The sequence below is a fragment of the Burkholderia sp. YHN3-13 genome (genome assembly GCF_055810675.1).
Genome location: NZ_JBVVNQ010000007.1, coordinates 146,566 through 163,889 on the forward strand (window position 1 = coordinate 146,566; position 17,324 = coordinate 163,889).

Here is a 17,324-nt window from a genome sequence, read left to right on the forward strand (position 1 = left end):
GACCTCATGAACGCCCCCGTCGAACTGTCGAGCGCTGCCCGCGCGCAGCGCCAGCGCGAAGTCGTGCAGGCGCTGATGGCCGTGCTGCCGACGCACTGCCTGCTGTATCGCGACGAAGACACCGCACCGTACGAATGCGACGGCCTGTCCGCGTACCGCCGCCTGCCGCTCGCGGTCGCGCTGCCGGAAACGGAATCGCAGGTCCAGCGGATCGTGCAGATCTGCCGCCGCATGGAAGTGCCGATCGTGCCGCGCGGCGCCGGCACGAGCCTGTCGGGCGGCGCGCTGCCGATCGCGCTCGGCGTCGTGCTGTCGCTCGCGCGCTTCACGCGCATCGTCGAGGTCGATCCGTACGCACGCACGGCGACCGTGCAGCCCGGCGTGCGCAACCTCGCGATCTCGGAAGCCGCCGCGCCGTACGGCCTGTATTACGCACCCGACCCGTCGTCGCAGATCGCGTGCACGATCGGCGGCAACGTCGCGGAAAACTCGGGCGGCGTCCACTGCCTGAAATACGGGCTGACCGTGCACAACGTGATGCGCGTGCGCGCGGTGACGATCGACGGCGAAATCGTCGAATTCGGCTCGCTCGCGCTCGACATGCCGGGTCTCGACCTGCTCGCCGTGATGATCGGCAGCGAGGGGATGTTCGCGATCGTCACCGAGGTGACGGTGCGCCTGATTCCGAAACCGCAGACCGCGCAGCTCGTGATGGCGAGCTTCGACGACGTCGTCAAGGGCGGCGAGGCCGTCGCGGCGATCATCGCGTCGGGCATCATCCCGGCCGGGCTCGAGATGATGGACAAGCCGGCCACGCAGGCCGTCGAGGCGTTCACGCACGCGGGCTACGACCTCGACGCGAAGGCGATCCTGCTGTGCGAATCGGACGGCACGCCGGAGGAAGTCGCCGAGGAGATCGTGCGGATGACGGCCGTGCTGCGCGAACACGGCGCGACGCGCATCCAGGTGTCGCGCAACGAACAGGAGCGGCTGCGCTACTGGTCGGGCCGCAAGAATGCGTTTCCGGCCGCCGGCCGCATTTCCGCGGATTATTACTGCATGGACGGCACCGTGCCGCGCCGTGCGATCGGCCCGCTGCTCGCGCGCATCGAACAGCTCGAAACGCGCTACGGGCTGCGCTGCATCAACGTGTTCCATGCGGGCGACGGCAACATGCATCCGCTGATCCTGTACAACGCGAACGATCCGGACGAGCTGCACCGCGCCGAGCAGTTCGGCGCGGAAATCCTCGAATGCTGCGTGGAATTCGGCGGCAGCGTGACGGGCGAGCACGGCGTCGGCATCGAGAAGCTCAATTCGATGTGCGTGCAGTTCTCGCCGCAGGAGCGCGACGCGTTCTTCGCGGTCAAGCGCGCATTCGATCCGGCTGGCCTGCTGAACCCGGACAAGGGCATCCCGACCCGCGCGCGCTGCGCCGAGTACGGCCGCCAGCACGTGCGCGGCGGGCTGTTGCCGCACCCCGACCTGCCACGCTTCTGAGCGGCGCGCGCGGGTCGCGGCCCGTGCCCGCGGCCCGGCCGCGGCGGCCGGCCGTGCCCGCGCGGCCCGTTCGCGCGGCGACGCGGGCATGCGATCCGCGATACGGGGCTTAGGGATAGTCGCGATGTGGAATCGCGCCACCCCGGTACAATCGACCGAACAACAAGTCGAGGCAGCAACAGAACATGGAAGAGGACGACATCGTCGCCGAATGGGCCGAGCGTATCCGCGCGGCCAGTGCCGACGGCCGGCCGCTGCGGATTCGCGGCGGCGGCACCAAGGACTGGTACGGCCAGGCGCTCGAGGGCGAAATACTCGACACGCGCGCGTTTCAGGGCATCGTGTCGTACGACCCGGCAGAGCTCGTCGTCACGGTCCGCGCGGGCACGCCGCTCGCGCAGCTCGAAACCGTCCTCGCCGAGCGCGGCCAGATGCTGCCGTTCGAGCCGCCGCACTTCGGCCGCGCGGCCACCGTCGGCGGCTGCGTCGCGGCCGGCCTCGCGGGCCCGCGCCGCGCCACCTGCGGCGCACCGCGCGATTTCGTGCTCGGCGTCACGCTGATGAACGGCCGCGGCGAAATGCTGCGCTTCGGTGGCCAGGTGGTGAAGAACGTCGCCGGCTACGACGTGTCGCGCCTGATGGCCGGCGCCCTCGGCACGCTCGGGCTGATGCTCGACCTGTCGATCAAGGTGCTGCCGATGCCCGTCGCCGAGGTCACGCTGAAGTTCGAGATGACCGCGACCGACGCGGTGCGCAAGCTCAACGAATGGGGCGGCCACCCGCTGCCCGTCAGTGCGAGCGCCTGGCGCAACGGCACGCTGGTGCTGCGCCTGTCGGGCGCCGAGGCGGCCGTGAAATCGGCGAAGACGCTGCTCGGCGGCGAAGTCGTCGACGCGGTCGAAGCCGAGCGCTTCTGGGCCGGCCTGCGCGAGCATACCGACCCGTTCTTCAACGGCATCCCGCCGGGCTACGCGCTGTGGCGCCTCGCGTTGCCGTCGATCACCGAGCCGATGCACCTGCCCGGCACCCAGCTGATGGAATGGGGCGGCGCGCAGCGCTGGTGGATCACCGACGCCGACGCGCAGACCGTCCGCATGAGCGCGAAGCAGGCCGGCGGCCACGCGACGCTGTTCCGCGCCGGCGACGCGTACGACCGCAGCGCGGGGGTGTTCACGCCGCTTCCCGCTCCGATGATGAAAATCCACCGCGGGCTGAAGGCCGCCTTCGATCCCGCGCGCATCTTCAACCGCGGCCGGCTCTACCCCGACCTCTGAGGGCTCGATGCAAACGAACCTCGCCGATTTCATCCGCAACACGCCCGACGGCGACGAGGCCGACGCGATCCTGCGCAAGTGCGTGCACTGCGGGTTCTGCACCGCGACCTGCCCGACCTACCAGCTCCTCGGCGACGAACTCGACGGCCCGCGCGGGCGCATCTACCTGATCAAGCAGATGGTCGAAGGCGCGCCCGTCACGCGCAGCACGCAGCAGCACCTCGACCGCTGCCTCACGTGCCGCAGCTGCGAGACGACCTGCCCGTCCGGCGTCCAGTACGGCCGGCTCGTCGAGATTGGCCGCAAGCACGTCGAGGCGCAGGTGCAGCGCCCGGCGCAGCAGCGGCTCGTGCGCCGCATGCTCGCGAGCCTCGTGCCGAATGCCGCGCTGTTCTCGCCCGTGATGCGGCTCGGCCAGCATGTGCGGCCGCTGCTGCCGAAGCGGCTGCGCGACAAGGTGCCGCCGCGCACGCGGCTGCTCGAATGGCCGCACCGCACGCATCCGCGCAAGATGCTGATGCTCGGCGGCTGCGTGCAGCCGTCGATGCTGCCGAACATCAACATCGCGACCGCGCGCGTGCTCGATGCGCTCGGCATCGAGACGGTCGTCGCGCCCGACGCGGGCTGCTGCGGCGCGATCCGCCTGCACCTGAACTATCACGACGAAGCGCTCGACGACGCGCGCCGCAACATCGACGCATGGTGGCCGCACGTTGAACAGGGCGCCGAGGCGATCGTGATGAACGCCTCGGGCTGCGGCGCGACGGTGCTCGAATACGCGCACCTGCTGCGCGACGATCCGGCTTACGCGGAGAAGGCGCAGCGCATCGTGTCGCTGACGCGCGACATCTCCGACGTGCTGCTCGCATTCGAGGCCGAACTCGCGACGCTCGCGCGGCGCCGCGCGGTCCATACGGTCGCGTACCACCCGCCGTGCACGCTGCAGCACGGCCAGCAGTCGCGCGGCAAGGTCGAGCGGCTGCTCGAGACGCTCGGCATCGACGTGCGGCTACCGGCCGACAGTCATCTGTGCTGCGGCTCGGCCGGCACCTATTCGCTGACGCAGCCGTCGCTGTCGTACCGGTTGCGCAAGCAGAAGCTGCTGAAACTGCAGGCGCTCGAACCGCAGATGATCGTGTCCGGCAACATCGGCTGCATCGCGCACCTGCAGAGCGGCACGCAGATTCCGGTCACCCACTGGGTCCAGCTCGTCGAGCATTTGCTGTACGGCTGACGTGACGCGCCGCCGCGGCCGGCGTCCGCGCGCGGCGTCCGTATAATGAGCGGATCGATGCGCCGCGTGTCGCGGCGCATCGGCTTCATGCCCGCTTTCGTGCCTGCTTTCGCGCCCGTCATGTCCGATCTCGCCGCCCGTCTTGAATCCGTTCACCGCCGCATCGCCGACGCCGCCCGCGCGGCCGGCCGCGATCCCGCCACCATCTCGCTGCTCGCCGTGTCGAAGACGTTTCCCGCCGACGACGTGCGCGCCGCGCACGCGGCCGGACAACGTGCATTCGGCGAAAACTACGTGCAGGAATCGATCGACAAGATCGATGCGCTCGCCGACCTGCGCGCGTCGCTCGAATGGCATTTCATCGGGCCGCTGCAATCGAACAAGACGCGCCCCGTCGCCGAACGCTTCGACTGGGTCCATTCGGTCGACCGCCTGAAGATCGCGCAGCGCCTGTCGGAACAGCGCCCCGCGCACCTGCCGCCGCTCAACGTGTGCGTGCAGGTGAACATCAGCGGCGAGGCGTCGAAGAGCGGTGTCGCGCCGGCCGACGTGGCCGAGGTCGCGCGCGCGGTCGCCGCGCTGCCGTCGCTGCGGCTGCGCGGCCTGATGGCGATTCCCGAACCGGCCGGCGACACCGACGCGCAACGCGTGCCGCACCGCGCGCTGCGCGCGCTGTTCGACACGTTGCGCGCCGACGGCCTGCCGCTCGACACGCTGTCGATGGGCATGTCCGCCGACCTCGACGCGGCCGTGCTCGAAGGTGCGACGATCGTACGCGTCGGCACCGCGATCTTCGGCGCGCGCGATTATTCGCACTGAACGCCACGCCCTTTTCCGCCTTTCCGTTCACTCACTCGCTCATTCGGACATCATGAAAATCGCATTCATCGGCGGCGGCAACATGGCCGCGGCCCTGATCGGCGGCCTGATCAAGCGCGGCGTCGCCGCCGACGGCCTGTATGCCATCGACGTCAACGAGGACGTCCGCGCGCGCGCCGCGCAGCAATTCGGCATCCGCACCGGCGCGGCCGTCGACGCGACGCTCGCCGGCTACGACGCGATCGTGCTCGCGGTGAAGCCGCAGGTGCTGAAGGACGTCGCGCAGGCGCTCGCGCCGCACCTGACGTCGCAGCTCGTGATCAGCATCGCGGCCGGCATCCGCGGCACGGATCTCGCGCGCTGGCTCGGCGACTACCCGCGCGTCGTGCGCACGATGCCGAACACGCCCGCGCTGGTCGGCATGGGCGTGACGGGCCTCGCCGCGCTGCCCGCGGTCGACGCGGCGGGCCGCGAACTCGCGTCGAACGTGCTCGGCGCGGTCGGCGAGATCGTGTGGTTCGACGACGAGTCGCAACTCGATGCCGTCACGGCCATTTCGGGCAGCGGCCCCGCGTACGTGTTTTATTTCATCGAAGCGCTGCAGGAAGCCGCACGCCGCCTCGGCATGAACGACGAACAGGGCCGCGCGCTCGCGGTCGCGACGTTTACGGGCGCCGCGCAACTGGCCGCGCAATCGGGCGAGCCGGCAAGCGTGCTGCGCGAGCGCGTGACGTCGAAGGGCGGCACGACGGCCGCCGCGCTCGCGGCATTCGACGCGCAGGGCGTGAAGGAAGCGATCGTGCGCGGCGCGCTGGCGGCGGAAGCGCGTGCGAAGGAAATGGGCGACGAACTCGGCCGCGCGTAAGCGCGGGAGCGCTTGCCGGATTGCCGGCGCCCGATGTAAAAAAAGCGACCGTCAGGTCGCTTTTTCATTGGCGGCGCGCGGCTTCGTTCAGTTGCCGGCCAGCAGGTAATGCGCGGCGATGCCCGCGAACAGCACGCCGCCGAGCCAGTTGTTGTGCCGGAATGCCGCGAAGCACGGCATCCGTTCGCGATCCTTGATCAGCGTGTAGTGATACAGCGCGCAGCCGGCCGCGGCGGCCCAGCCGGCCCAGTACACGAGACCGAAGCCGAGCGTCACGCCGACCCACACGTAGATGCCGAGCGTCGCCGCGTAGCACGCCATCACGGCCGCGACGTCGAAGCGGCCGAACGTCAGCGCGGACGTGCGGATGCCGATCTTGATGTCGTCGTCGCGATCGACCATCGCGTACTCGGTGTCGTATGCGACCGACCAGAAGATGTTCGCGACCAGCATCACCCACGCGATCGCCGGCACCGTGTCCTGCACGGCCGCGAACGCCATCGGGATGCCGAAGCCGAACGCGATGCCGAGATACGCCTGCGGAATCGCGAAGAAACGCTTCATGAACGGATACGAGCCCGCGACGAACAGCGCGACGACGGACAGTTCCTTCGTCAGCGTATTGAGCGGCAGGATCAGCAGGAACGCGACGAACGACAGCCCGACCGCGATCGCGACGGCTTCCCACGCGTGGATCTTGCCCGACGTCAGCGGCCGGTCGGCCGTGCGCTTCACGTGACGGTCGAAATCGCGGTCGGCGTAGTCGTTCATCGCGCAGCCGGCCGAGCGCATCAGCAGCGTGCCGAGCACGAAGATCACGAGCAGCGGCCAGCGCGGATGGCCGTCCGACGCGATCCACAGCGCGTTGAGCGTCGGCCACAGCAGCAGCAGGCTGCCGATCGGCTTGTCCATCCGGACGAGCCGCAGATACAGCGGAAAACGGGCAAGCATGGCGAAGCACCGGGAAGATAACCCCGGCATTTTAGAGCCGAGCGGCGCTCCGCGTCATGTCGGGAGCGGCCCGCAGACGCCTACCGGCGGGCGCGCACACGCCGCCCAGGCCCGCTGCGCGCGGCTGTGCCGCATCGCGCGTCAATCAAGGGACAGAGTCGACCTCATCGCGGATCGGGCCGATCGGCGCCCCTGCACGGCCGCACCGCGCTTACGCGAGCAGCGACCGCAGCATCCATGCGGTCTTTTCATGCGTCTGCAGGCGCTGCGTCAGCAGGTCGGCGGTCGGCTCGTCGCTGGCCGCGTCGGCGATCGGGAAGATGTCGCGCGCGGTGCGCACGACCGCCTCGTGTCCTTCGACGAGCTGGCGGATCATCTCCTCGGCGGCCGGTACGCCCTTCGCTTCCGGCACCGACGACAGTTTCGCGAACTCGGCGAACGTGCCCGGCGCGACGACGCCGAGCGTGCGAATGCGCTCCGCGACGGAATCGACCGCGAGCCATAGCTCGTTGTACTGCTCCTCGAACATCAGGTGCAGCGTGTTGAACATCGGCCCGGTCACGTTCCAGTGGAAATTGTGGGTCTTGAGGTACAGCGAAAACGTATCGGCGAGCAGGCGCGACAGGCCGTCCGCGATCTTCTTGCGGTCCTTGTCGCTGATGCCGATGTTGATCGGCGTGGCGTTGCCTTTCCTGGCCATCTTCGGGACTCCTCGTTCGAAATGTTGAACCGGTGAAAATGCGTCGAGCAATCCGTATGCCGCGTCACACGGCATCCGTTCGCGACTCGCACGTCTGGCGTCGCGAAACCGTCGCTGCCGTCGCTGCCGTCAACCGCCGGCGACCGGCGCGAGCGCGTGCAGCGCCTGCGAGACCAGTTCCGCCGCCCCGCCGATGACGATCGCGAAGCCGACGACGTAGCGCGCCAGTTCGACCGGCGATCGCAGAACGGGCGACGCCGCCGCACGCATGTTGAGCATCATTTGCGTCATGGTCGTTACTCCCTTGACAAGACATCGTTCCGAGAAGAAACGGCCGGTCGTTCGACCGGCCGTTCCGCGTTACTGCATCACTGCGTTACTGCGTTACTGCGTCACTGCGTCACTGCATGACCGCATGAGCATGCGGCCGGTTTCATGCGAGGTCGAAGCGGTCGAGGGTCATCACCTTGTTCCAGGCGGCGACGAAATCGCGCGCGAACTTCTCCTTCGCATCCGCGCTGCCGTACACCTCGGCCAGCGCGCGCAACTGCGAGTGCGAGCCGAAGATCAGGTCGACGCGCGTGCCCGTCCACTTGACCGCGCCCGTCGCGCGGTCGCGCCCCTCGAACACGTCGTTCGCGGCCGACACCGGCTTCCACTCCGTGGCCATGTCGAGCAGGTTCACGAAGAAGTCGTTCGTCAGCGTTTCCGGACGATCGGTGAACACTCCGTGCTTCGAGTCGCCGGCGTTCGCGCCGAGCACGCGCAAGCCGCCGACGAGTACCGTCATCTCCGGCGCCGTCAACGTCAGCAGTTGCGCCTTGTCGACCAGCAGCGCCTCGGCCGGCGTCTTGTACGCGGCCTTCAGGTAGTTACGGAAGCCGTCGGCGAGCGGCTCGAGCACGGCCATCGCCTCGACGTCGGTCTCTTCCTGCGTCGCATCCGCGCGGCCCGGCGCGAACGGCACCGTCACCGCGATACCCGCGTTCTTCGCGGCCTGCTCGACGCCGGCCGCACCGGCCAGCACGATCAGGTCGGCGAGCGACACCTTCTTGCCGCCCGTCTGCGCATCATTGAACGCCTTCCGCACGCCTTCGAGCGTCTCCAGCACCTTCGCGAGCTGGGCCGGGCGGTTCACTTCCCAGTCCTTCTGCGGCGCGAGGCGGATGCGCGCACCGTTCGCGCCGCCGCGCTTGTCCGACCCGCGGAACGTCGCTGCCGACGCCCATGCCGTCGACACGAGCTGCGACACCGACAGGCCGGTCGCCAGCACCTTCGCCTTCAGCGCGGCGACGTCGGCGGCGTCGATCAGCGGGTGGTCGACTGCCGGGATCGGGTCCTGCCACAGCAGGTGTTCCGCCGGCACTTCCGGGCCGAGATAACGGGAGCGCGGGCCCATGTCGCGGTGCGTGAGCTTGAACCACGCACGCGCGAACGCATCGGCGAACTCGGCCGGGTTCTCGTAGAAACGGCGCGAGATCTTTTCGTAGGCCGGGTCGAAACGCAGCGACAGGTCGGTCGTCAGCATCGTCGGGCGATGCTTCTTCGACGCGTCGAACGCATCGGGAATCACTTCGCCGGCGTCCTTCGCGACCCACTGGTGCGCGCCGGCCGGGCTCTTCGTGAGCTCCCACTCGTAGCTGAACAGGTGCTTGAAGAAGTCGTTGCTCCACTTCGTCGGCGTCGAGGTCCACGTGACTTCGAGGCCGCTCGTGATCGCGTCCTTGCCCTTGCCCGTGCCGAACGTGCTCTTCCAGCCGAGACCCTGCTCCTCGAGGCCCGCGGCTTCCGGCTCGGGGCCGACGTTCGACGCCGGACCGGCGCCGTGCGTCTTGCCGAACGTGTGGCCGCCCGCGATCAGCGCGACCGTCTCTTCGTCGTTCATCGCCATCCGCGCGAACGTCTCGCGGATGTCGTGCGCGGCGGCGACCGGGTCGGGGTTGCCGTCCGGGCCTTCCGGGTTCACGTAGATGAGGCCCATCTGCACGGCGGCGAGCGGGCTTTCGAGCTCACGCTTGCCCGAGTAGCGGCTGTTCGGGCCGCCGCTCAGTTCCAGCCAGATCTTTTCCGAGCCCCAGTACACGTCGTCCGGTTCCCACGTGTCGACGCGGCCGCCGGCGTAACCGAACGTCTTGAAGCCCATCGATTCGAGCGCGACGTTGCCCGTCAGGATCAGCAGGTCGGCCCACGAGATGTTGCGGCCGTACTTCTGCTTGATCGGCCACAGCAGCCGGCGCGCCTTGTCGAGGCTCACGTTGTCCGGCCAGCTGTTGAGCGGCGCGAAGCGCTGCTGCCCGCCGCCCGCGCCGCCGCGGCCGTCGGCCGTGCGGTACGTGCCGGCGCTGTGCCATGCCATGCGCACGAACAGGCCGCCATAGTGGCCGAAGTCGGCCGGCCACCAGTCCTGCGACGTCGTCATCAGCGCGTGCAGGTCCTGCTTCACCGCCGCGAGATCCAGCTTCTTGAACGCCTCGGCGTAGTCGAAATCCTGGTCCATCGGATCGGACAGCGCCGAATGCCGGTGCAGGACATTCAGGTTCAGCTGATTCGGCCACCAGTCCTTGTTCGTCGTGCCGCTGCCTGCGGTGTGGTTGAACGGACACTTCGCTTCGTTCGACATGCTTTTTCTCCTTTACTTGCTCGTAGGCCCCCACGTGCCGGGCGCGGTTCGTGGAGCATTGCGGGGGATAAGAAACGGAACAGGCAGATCCTCCTGCCGTACTACGGGATGTCGTGCGCGGCCTTCGGCTCGCGTTCCCGCTGCAACGCGCCGCAGGCGGGGCGCTCGGGGAAGCCACTGCCGGCAGTCGTCGTGCCGGCGATGCGTGCGGTGGTCATGCTGTCGGGCATGCAATGCTCCCTCATGGCTTGATGGCGGGTGAATCGGGGGAACACCGGACCGGCGCGCGGCGGCACTCATCCGCCATACACGCGATCCGCCAGGTACGCGAACGCAATCGGACGCAGGCTGCGAACCGCGGCCCTGGCGCGATGTACGACCGTGTCGCGCGACGGGATGTTCCGCTGCGCGTGCTGCAATACCGACCGCATCATGACATCCTCCTTTGACGCTTGCATTCAACGTGCATGTCGCGCGTCGGCGACGACGCCGATCCATGTAGAGGATTCTATCTATATCTATTGGTTATTTGAATTTAATAAATTTCATCTATGCGATAGGGAAAAATAAACGGGGTCGCAAGACCCCGTTCATCATGCTGCCATACGCGCTCAGTTCATCGTGGCCGGCATGTCGAGCTTCGCGACGCCCGGCAGTTCGCACGCGGAAATCGCGTCGCTGATCGCGTCGATCGCGGGCATCCGCGTGAAGCTCTTGCGCCACACGAGCACCACGCGGCGGTCGGGCACCGGTTCGTTGAACGGCACGTACGACAGCAGCTCCGCATCGGGGCCGTTCGCGCGCGGGCCGACCTCGGCGACCGACATCCGCGGCAGCACGGTGATGCCGACACCGCTCGCGACCATATGGCGAATGGTTTCGAGCGACGAGCCCTCGAAGGTCTTCTGGATGCCGTCGGCCGTCTGCGAGAAGCGCATCAGCTCCGGGCACACGCCGAGCACGTGATCGCGGAAGCAATGGCCGTTGCCGAGCAGCAGCATGGTTTCCTGCTTCAGGTCCTCGGCATTGATTTCCTCGCGCTTCTCCCACGGATGGCCGGCCGGCAGCGCGACGACGAACGGTTCGTCGTACAGCGGACGCACCATCAGGCCGGTTTCCGGGAACGGCAGCGCCATGATCGCGGCGTCGATCTCGCCCTGCTTGAGCAGTTCGAGCAGCTTCAGCGTGTAGTTCTCCTGCAGCATCAGCGGCATCTGCGGAACACGCTGGATCATCTGCTTGACGAGCGTCGGCAGCAGGTACGGCCCGATCGTGTAGATCACGCCGAGGCGGAACGGGCCGACCAGCGGGTCCTTGCCCTGCTTCGCGATCTCCTTGATCGCGAAGGTCTGCTCGAGCACGCGCTGCGCCTGCGTGACGATCTGGTCACCGATCGGCGTCACGCTCACTTCGCTCGCGCCGCGCTCGAAAATCTGCACGTTGAGCTCGTCTTCGAGCTTCTTGATCGCCACCGACAGCGTCGGCTGGCTCACGAAGCAGGCCTCGGCCGCGCGGCCGAAATGCCGTTCGCGCGCGACCGCGACGATGTATTTCAATTCAGTCAGCGTCATTGTGGGTCAATCAGGTATATACAGGCGATAGGTTTAATTTATACACCCTCCGGCACCGGTTCGCCAAGTTTCTCGACATCCGATGCATCGATCGACGGCTTTCTGATCCGGCCCCGAGCTGCCGAATCAAGCCTTCAGGTACTGTTCCCGCGCACCGAGCCAACGGGCGAGATGCTGCGTGACGATGTCGGGGTACGCGGCAATCAGCCGCGTCGCGGCCTCGCGGGCCGGGTCGATCAGCCAGCCGTCGGTCTCGAGGTTGGCAAAGCGCAGCATCGCCGCGCCCGACTGGCGCGCCCCGAGGAATTCGCCGGGGCCGCGGATTTCGAGGTCGCGCCGCGCGATCTCGAAGCCGTCGGTCGTCTCGCGCATCGTCTTCAGCCGCTCGCGGCCGGTCAGCGACAGCGGCCCCGTGTACAGCAGCACGCACACCGACGCCGCGGTGCCGCGCCCGACGCGGCCGCGCAGCTGGTGCAGCTGCGCGAGGCCGAAACGCTCCGCGTGCTCGATCACCATCAGCGACGCGTTCGGCACGTCGACGCCGACCTCGATCACGGTCGTCGCGACGAGCAGCTGCACTTCGTTGCGCGTGAACGCCTCCATCACGGCGGCCTTGTCGGCCGGCGACAGCCGGCCGTGCACGAGCCCGACCTTCAGTTCGGGGAGCGCCGCCGCCAGCGTCTCGTAGGTTTCGACGGCCGTCTGCAGCTGCAGCGTCTCGCTTTCCTCGATCAGCGGGCACACCCAGTACACCTGGCGCCCGGTCAGCGCGGCCTCGCGCACGCGGGCGATCACCTCGTCGCGCCGCGCGTCGCCGACGAGGCGCGTCAGCACGGGCGTGCGGCCCGGCGGCAGCTCGTCGATCGTCGAGACCTCGAGATCCGCGTAGTACGTCATCGCGAGCGTGCGCGGGATCGGCGTGGCCGACATCATCAGCTGGTGCGGCTGGAAATCGCGCGCGCCGTTGGCCGCGTTCGCGGCCTTCGCGCGCAGTGCGAGACGCTGCTCGACGCCGAAGCGGTGCTGCTCGTCGACGATCACGAGGCCGAGCCGCGCGAATTCGACCGTGTCCTGGATGATCGCGTGCGTGCCGATCACGAGCTGCGCGGTGCCGAGCGCGGCCGCCTCGATCGCCGCGCGCTTCTCCTTCGCCTTCAGGCTGCCCGCGAGCCACGCGACCGACACGCCGAGCGGCTCGAGCCATGCGCGCAGCTTGCGCGCGTGCTGTTCCGCGAGGATTTCGGTGGGCGCCATCAGCGCGGCCTGGTAGCCGGCGTCGATCGCCTGCGTGGCGGCCAGCGCCGCGACGACCGTCTTGCCGCTGCCGACGTCGCCCTGCAGCAGGCGCTGCATCGGGTGCGCGAGCGTGAGGTCGTGCGCGATCTCGTCGACGACGCGCGCCTGCGCGCCCGTCAGCGTGAACGGCAGCGCCGCGTAGAGCCGCGTCGTCAGCGCATCGGCGTCGCTCGCGGTGCGGCGCGGCATCGCGGGCGCGGCACGCGTGCGGCGCTCCTCGTGCGCCCGCTTGAGCGACAGCTGCTGCGCGAGCAGCTCCTCGAACTTGATGCGCGTCCACGCCGGATGCGAGCCGTCCATCAACGCGGCTTCGTCGGAATCGACGCGCGGGTGGTGCAGGATGCGCACGGCCTGCTCGAGCGTCGGCACGTCGAGCGGCTTCAGGTAGTCGCGCTGGATCTCGGGCGGCAGCAGCTCGGGCAGCGGCGTGCGCTCGACCGCATTCTCGATCGCCTTGCGCAGGTAGGCCTGCGACATGCCGGCCGTGCTCGGGTAGACGGGCGTGAGCACCTGCGGCAGCGGCGCGTCCGCTTCGACGACGCGCACGGCCGGATGCACCATCTCCATCCCGAAGAAACCGCCGCGCACGTCGCCACGCACGCGCAGCCGCTGGCCGACGGCCATCTGCTTGACCTGCGACCCGTAGAAATTCAGGAAGCGCAGCACGAGCTGCTCGCCGTCGTCGTCCTGGATCTTCACGACGAGCTGGCGGCGCGGCCGATAGGCGACTTCGTTGTCGAACACGACGCCTTCGGTTTGCGCGATGCCGCCCGGCAGCAGTTCGCCGATCGGCGTGAGCGTGGTTTCGTCCTCGTAGCGCATCGGCAGATGCAGCACGAGATCGATCGAACGCGTGAGGCCGAGTTTCGCGAGCTTGTCGGCGGTTTTCACCGGTTTGTCGGCGGCAGGCTTCTTCTTGCGCTTCGTGCCCGATGCACCGGGCGCGTCGGCGTCGTCGCCGCCCGCGCCCGGTTCGACGTCGGGCGCGGCGGCAGCGGGCTGCGCGAGCCGGCCGTCGGCGCCGCGCTTCGGGCCGGCGCGGCGCGCGCCGGCGGCCGATGCGGGCGGCGCGGGCGTGGCGGCATCGTCCGCGTCGAACGGATCGGCGGAATCGGCAACGGCGGCGGCGGCGGCGGCGGCGGCGGCGGAACGGCGTGGTGACACAGGCATCGGATCGTCAGGGTGCTTCGCAAGGCAAGTACAATAGCGGCTTTCACGTCGTCCGAACGAACGACGCCGGCCAGGCCGCGCATCCCGCCATCATAGCGGCTCGCGCGCCCCATTTACGCGTTTCCGCCCTGCCGGCGACGCCCGCCGGCCGCTTCGAACCAGCCCGCATGTTCACGCTTTCCGATTTCGATTTCAATCTGCCGCCCGAGCTGATTGCCCAAACCGCGCTGCCCGATCGCACCGCGAGCCGCCTGCTCGAGGTCGACAATACCGCCGAGCCCGCGCGCCTCGTCGACCGCCGTTTCACCGAGCTGCCGTCGTGCATCGCGCCCGGCGACCTGCTCGTGTTCAACGATACCAAGGTGCTGAAGGCGCGTTTCTTCGGCCAGAAGGCCAGCGGCGGCAAGATCGAGGTGCTGATCGAGCGCTTGACGGGCACGCACACGGCGCTCGCGCAGATCCGCGCGAGCAAGTCGCCGGGCGCCGGCACGACGCTGCGTCTCGCCGACGCATTCGACGTGACGGTCGGCGAGCGCGTCGAGCCGTTCTTCACGCTGCACTTCCCCGCGCCGTGCCTCGACCTGATCGAGCAGTTCGGCCGCCTGCCGCTGCCGCCGTATATCGAGCACGACGCCGACGCGACCGACGAGACGCGCTACCAGACCGTCTATGCGAGCAACCCGGGCGCGGTCGCCGCGCCGACGGCCGGGCTGCATTTCGACCAGCCGCTGCTGGCGAAGCTCGACGCGATGGGCGTCGAGCGCGCGACGCTGACGCTGCACGTCGGCGCCGGCACGTTCCAGCCGGTGCGCGTCGAGAACATCGCCGAGCACAAGATGCACAGCGAGTGGTACGACCTGCCGCAGTCGCTCGTCGACAAGATCGCCGCGACCCTCGCACGCGGCGGCAACGTGATCGCGGTCGGCACGACGTCGATGCGCGCGCTCGAAGCCGCCGCGCGCGCGGCCGACGAAGCGGGCCGACCGCTCGCGGCGACGCAGGCCGAGACCGACATCTTCATCACGCCCGGCTACCGGTTCCGCGTGGTCGACCGGCTCGTCACGAATTTCCACCTGCCGAAATCGACGCTGCTGATGCTGGTGTCCGCGTTCGCGGGCGTCGAGACGATCCGCGCCGCGTACCGGCACGCGATCGAAGAACGCTACCGCTTCTTCAGCTACGGCGACGCGATGCTGCTGACGCGGCGCGACACGCCGGAGGCGCCGGGCGCGTAAGCGCGGCAGGTGCGATGACGCGCCGGCGCGCGACTGCGCAACGGCCGCTACGCTTCGCGCTGTCGCGCGCCGCGCCGGTGTCCCCGCGCTGTTGCCCCGTTTTCCTGCGGTACGCGCTACGATGGCGCGCACCCGCTTTTTCCCGCCGCCGGTTGCCCGGCGGCGTTTCCAACATGCGCCGGACTTGCGATCCGGAGTCAGCGCTTCAGCGCATACTCCGGTCCCATGCAACGCTTTTCCGGTGGCAAGGAGAATGACGCGATGACCGAAGGTTCATCCCACGATACGCACGCGCCCGTGCAGGACCGCCCGGCGAACGGGCTCGAATTCGAACTGCTGACGACCGACGGCCATGCGCGCCGCGGCCGTGTGAAGCTCAATCACGGCGTGGTCGAGACGCCGATCTTCATGCCGGTCGGCACCTACGGCACCGTGAAGGCGATCCAGCCGCGCGAACTGCACGAGATCAAGGCCCAGATCATCCTCGGCAACACGTTCCACCTGTGGCTGCGTCCGGGCCTCGACACGATCGACGCGCACGGCGGCCTGCACGGCTTCATGGGCTGGAGCAAGCCGATCCTGACCGACTCGGGCGGCTTCCAGGTGTTCTCGCTCGGCGACCTGCGCAAGATCACCGAGGACGGCGTCACGTTCGCGTCGCCGATCAACGGCGACAAGCTGTTCCTGTCGCCGGAAGTGTCGATGCAGATCCAGAAGGTGCTGAATTCCGACGTCGTGATGCAGTTCGACGAGTGCACGCCGTACGCGACCGACGGCGTACCGACGACGCACAAGGAAGCGGCCGACTCGATGCGCATGTCGCTGCGCTGGGCGAAGCGCTCGCTCGACGAATTCAACCGGCTCGGCAACCCGAACGCCCTCTTCGGGATCGTCCAGGGCGGGATGTTCGAGGACCTGCGCGACGAATCGCTCGCGGGCCTGGCGGAGCTCGGCTTCCACGGCCTCGCGATCGGCGGGCTGTCGGTCGGCGAGCCGAAGGAAGACATGATGCGCGTGCTGCGCCACGTCGGCCCGAAGCTGCCGGCCAACAAGCCGCACTACCTGATGGGCGTCGGCACGCCGGAGGATCTGGTGGAGGGCGTCGCGAACGGCGTCGACATGTTCGACTGCGTGATGCCGACCCGCAACGCGCGCAACGGCTGGCTGTTCACGCGCTTCGGCGACGTGAAGATCCGCAACGCGACGCACAAGAACTCGCTGAAGCCGCTCGACGCGAGCTGCACGTGCTACACGTGCCGGAACTTCTCGCGCGGCTACCTGCATCACCTGCACCGCGTCGGCGAAATCCTCGGCGCGCAGCTCAACACGATCCACAACCTGCACTATTACCTGCAGCTGATGAGCGAGATCCGCGAGGCGATCGAAACGCATACGTTCGACGCGTTCCGCCAGCGCTTCGCGGAGGACCGTGCCAGAGGGGTCGACTGACCGGCCGGCGGGCCGTACCGCGCCAGTCGCATAGGACGCGTACTAAATAACGCGTTTCGATGGCCCGTCGCGACCGCCAAATATTACAATTGCCTTTCCAAACAAGTCGCAACGGTATCGGTTCGCGCTTTAACAGCTTGATCCGAAAGCGCATTTGCCGATCCGTTTGCACATGGGGCCGGTGGTAGAATAACCGGCTTATTTTTCGATCTTCCCCTACGGAGAGACCAACGTGCCGTTCATTTCCAATGCCTTCGCGCAAGGCGCCGGTGGCGCCGAATCGAGCCTGATGAGCTTCCTGCCGCTCATCCTGATGTTCGCGGTGCTCTACTTCATCATGATCCGTCCGCAGATGAAGCGCCAGAAGGAACACCGCAACATGCTCGCGGCCATGGCGAAGGGCGACGAAGTCGTCACGAGCGGCGGCCTCGTCGGCAAGGTGACGAAGGTCACCGAAGGCTACATCGGCGTCGAAATCGCCGAAGGCACTGAAATCACCGTGCAGAAGGCTGCGGTCACGACCATTCTGCCGAAGGGCACGATCAAGTCGCTGTAAGCCCTTCACCGAGCGTCCGGCTCCCCGCGCCGTGCCCGCCTGAGAGAGCGGGCCGCCGCGGCGCCGGACGCGACGCTTTCACGC

15 protein-coding genes are annotated in these 17,324 nt (G+C 68.3%); 8 read left to right on the forward strand and 7 right to left on the reverse strand.

Going from position 1 to position 17,324, the window contains the following annotated elements:
- Positions 1-6 precede the first annotated feature (6 nt).
- The 5 genes from AC0KUR_RS18140 (at position 7) to proC (ending at position 5,692) form a co-directional block, all read left to right on the forward strand.
- Positions 7-1,500 (forward strand): FAD-linked oxidase C-terminal domain-containing protein, encoded by a 1,494-nt coding sequence (locus tag AC0KUR_RS18140; RefSeq protein ID WP_034187153.1) that lies wholly within the window; start codon positions 7-9, stop codon positions 1,498-1,500.
- A 185-nt stretch (positions 1,501-1,685) separates the two neighbouring features.
- Positions 1,686-2,774, forward strand: a complete 1,089-nt coding sequence (gene glcE, locus AC0KUR_RS18145) for a glycolate oxidase subunit GlcE (RefSeq protein ID WP_034187152.1) — start codon at positions 1,686-1,688, stop codon at positions 2,772-2,774.
- Positions 2,775-2,781: 7 nt separating this feature from the next.
- Positions 2,782-4,008 (forward strand): glycolate oxidase subunit GlcF, encoded by a 1,227-nt coding sequence (gene glcF / locus AC0KUR_RS18150; RefSeq protein WP_034187151.1) that lies wholly within the window; start codon positions 2,782-2,784, stop codon positions 4,006-4,008.
- 120 nt (positions 4,009-4,128) lie between these two features.
- Entirely contained in the window at positions 4,129-4,827 is a 699-nt protein-coding gene (locus AC0KUR_RS18155; protein ID WP_034187443.1) for a YggS family pyridoxal phosphate-dependent enzyme, read from the forward strand.
- A gap of 52 nt (positions 4,828-4,879) precedes the next feature.
- On the forward strand, positions 4,880-5,692 hold the full coding sequence (gene proC, locus AC0KUR_RS18160; RefSeq protein ID WP_034187150.1) for a pyrroline-5-carboxylate reductase: 813 nt from the start codon (positions 4,880-4,882) through the stop codon (positions 5,690-5,692).
- A gap of 87 nt (positions 5,693-5,779) precedes the next feature.
- Here the strand turns inward: proC and ubiA are convergent, their stop codons facing one another.
- The 7 genes from ubiA to recG form a co-directional block, all read right to left on the reverse strand.
- Positions 5,780-6,643 carry a 4-hydroxybenzoate octaprenyltransferase gene (gene ubiA / locus AC0KUR_RS18165; protein ID WP_034187149.1) on the reverse strand — a complete coding sequence of 288 codons (864 nt, stop codon included), beginning with the start codon at positions 6,641-6,643 and terminating at the stop codon, positions 5,780-5,782.
- 211 nt (positions 6,644-6,854) lie between these two features.
- Positions 6,855-7,343, reverse strand: coding sequence for a non-specific DNA-binding protein DpsA (gene dpsA / locus AC0KUR_RS18170; protein ID WP_034187148.1), 489 nt, complete (start codon positions 7,341-7,343; stop codon positions 6,855-6,857).
- Between the two features lie 129 nt (positions 7,344-7,472).
- Positions 7,473-7,634, reverse strand: coding sequence for a hypothetical protein (locus tag AC0KUR_RS18175; protein WP_167361864.1), 162 nt, complete (start codon positions 7,632-7,634; stop codon positions 7,473-7,475).
- A 142-nt stretch (positions 7,635-7,776) separates the two neighbouring features.
- Complete coding sequence (katG, locus tag AC0KUR_RS18180; RefSeq protein WP_034187147.1) at positions 7,777-9,963, reverse strand: catalase/peroxidase HPI; 2,187 nt, start codon at positions 9,961-9,963, stop codon at positions 7,777-7,779.
- 101 nt (positions 9,964-10,064) lie between these two features.
- Positions 10,065-10,193 (reverse strand): hypothetical protein, encoded by a 129-nt coding sequence (locus AC0KUR_RS18185; protein WP_260435749.1) that lies wholly within the window; start codon positions 10,191-10,193, stop codon positions 10,065-10,067.
- Positions 10,194-10,574: 381 nt separating this feature from the next.
- Complete coding sequence (locus AC0KUR_RS18190; protein WP_034187146.1) at positions 10,575-11,534, reverse strand: hydrogen peroxide-inducible genes activator; 960 nt, start codon at positions 11,532-11,534, stop codon at positions 10,575-10,577.
- A gap of 126 nt (positions 11,535-11,660) precedes the next feature.
- Positions 11,661-14,000 (reverse strand): ATP-dependent DNA helicase RecG, encoded by a 2,340-nt coding sequence (gene recG / locus AC0KUR_RS18195; protein WP_473376261.1) that lies wholly within the window; start codon positions 13,998-14,000, stop codon positions 11,661-11,663.
- Between the two features lie 167 nt (positions 14,001-14,167).
- Here recG and queA point away from each other — a divergent pair, with 167 nt between their 5' ends.
- The 3 genes from queA to yajC all read left to right on the forward strand — a co-directional run bounded on the left by queA (position 14,168) and on the right by yajC (position 17,240).
- Positions 14,168-15,235 carry a tRNA preQ1(34) S-adenosylmethionine ribosyltransferase-isomerase QueA gene (queA, locus tag AC0KUR_RS18200; RefSeq protein ID WP_473376262.1) on the forward strand — a complete coding sequence of 356 codons (1,068 nt, stop codon included), beginning with the start codon at positions 14,168-14,170 and terminating at the stop codon, positions 15,233-15,235.
- A gap of 261 nt (positions 15,236-15,496) precedes the next feature.
- Entirely contained in the window at positions 15,497-16,684 is a 1,188-nt protein-coding gene (gene tgt, locus AC0KUR_RS18205) for a tRNA guanosine(34) transglycosylase Tgt (RefSeq protein ID WP_473376263.1), read from the forward strand.
- Positions 16,685-16,916: 232 nt separating this feature from the next.
- A complete protein-coding gene (gene yajC, locus AC0KUR_RS18210) occupies positions 16,917-17,240 on the forward strand; it encodes a preprotein translocase subunit YajC (RefSeq protein WP_006476868.1) in 324 nt (107 codons plus the stop codon).
- Positions 17,241-17,324: the final 84 nt, after the last annotated feature.

Bases quoted from the DNA above. Each gene is read 5' to 3' on its own strand.
- ubiA (WP_034187149.1), bottom strand. From the start codon at position 6,643: ATGCTTGCCCGTTTTCCGCTGTATCTGCGGCTCGTCCGGATGGACAAG.
- AC0KUR_RS18155 (WP_034187443.1), top strand. From the start codon at position 4,129: ATGTCCGATCTCGCCGCCCGTCTTGAATCCGTTCACCGCCGCATCGCC.
- katG (WP_034187147.1), bottom strand. From the start codon at position 9,963: ATGTCGAACGAAGCGAAGTGTCCGTTCAACCACACCGCAGGCAGCGGC.
- queA (WP_473376262.1), top strand. From the start codon at position 14,168: ATGTTCACGCTTTCCGATTTCGATTTCAATCTGCCGCCCGAGCTGATT.
- dpsA (WP_034187148.1), bottom strand. From the start codon at position 7,343: ATGGCCAGGAAAGGCAACGCCACGCCGATCAACATCGGCATCAGCGAC.
- glcF (WP_034187151.1), top strand. From the start codon at position 2,782: ATGCAAACGAACCTCGCCGATTTCATCCGCAACACGCCCGACGGCGAC.
- tgt (WP_473376263.1), top strand. From the start codon at position 15,497: ATGACCGAAGGTTCATCCCACGATACGCACGCGCCCGTGCAGGACCGC.
- AC0KUR_RS18175 (WP_167361864.1), bottom strand. From the start codon at position 7,634: ATGACGCAAATGATGCTCAACATGCGTGCGGCGGCGTCGCCCGTTCTG.
- recG (WP_473376261.1), bottom strand. From the start codon at position 14,000: ATGCCTGTGTCACCACGCCGTTCCGCCGCCGCCGCCGCCGCCGCCGCC.
- AC0KUR_RS18190 (WP_034187146.1), bottom strand. From the start codon at position 11,534: ATGACGCTGACTGAATTGAAATACATCGTCGCGGTCGCGCGCGAACGG.
- glcE (WP_034187152.1), top strand. From the start codon at position 1,686: ATGGAAGAGGACGACATCGTCGCCGAATGGGCCGAGCGTATCCGCGCG.
- AC0KUR_RS18185 (WP_260435749.1), bottom strand. From the start codon at position 10,193: ATGCCCGACAGCATGACCACCGCACGCATCGCCGGCACGACGACTGCC.
- AC0KUR_RS18140 (WP_034187153.1), top strand. From the start codon at position 7: ATGAACGCCCCCGTCGAACTGTCGAGCGCTGCCCGCGCGCAGCGCCAG.
- proC (WP_034187150.1), top strand. From the start codon at position 4,880: ATGAAAATCGCATTCATCGGCGGCGGCAACATGGCCGCGGCCCTGATC.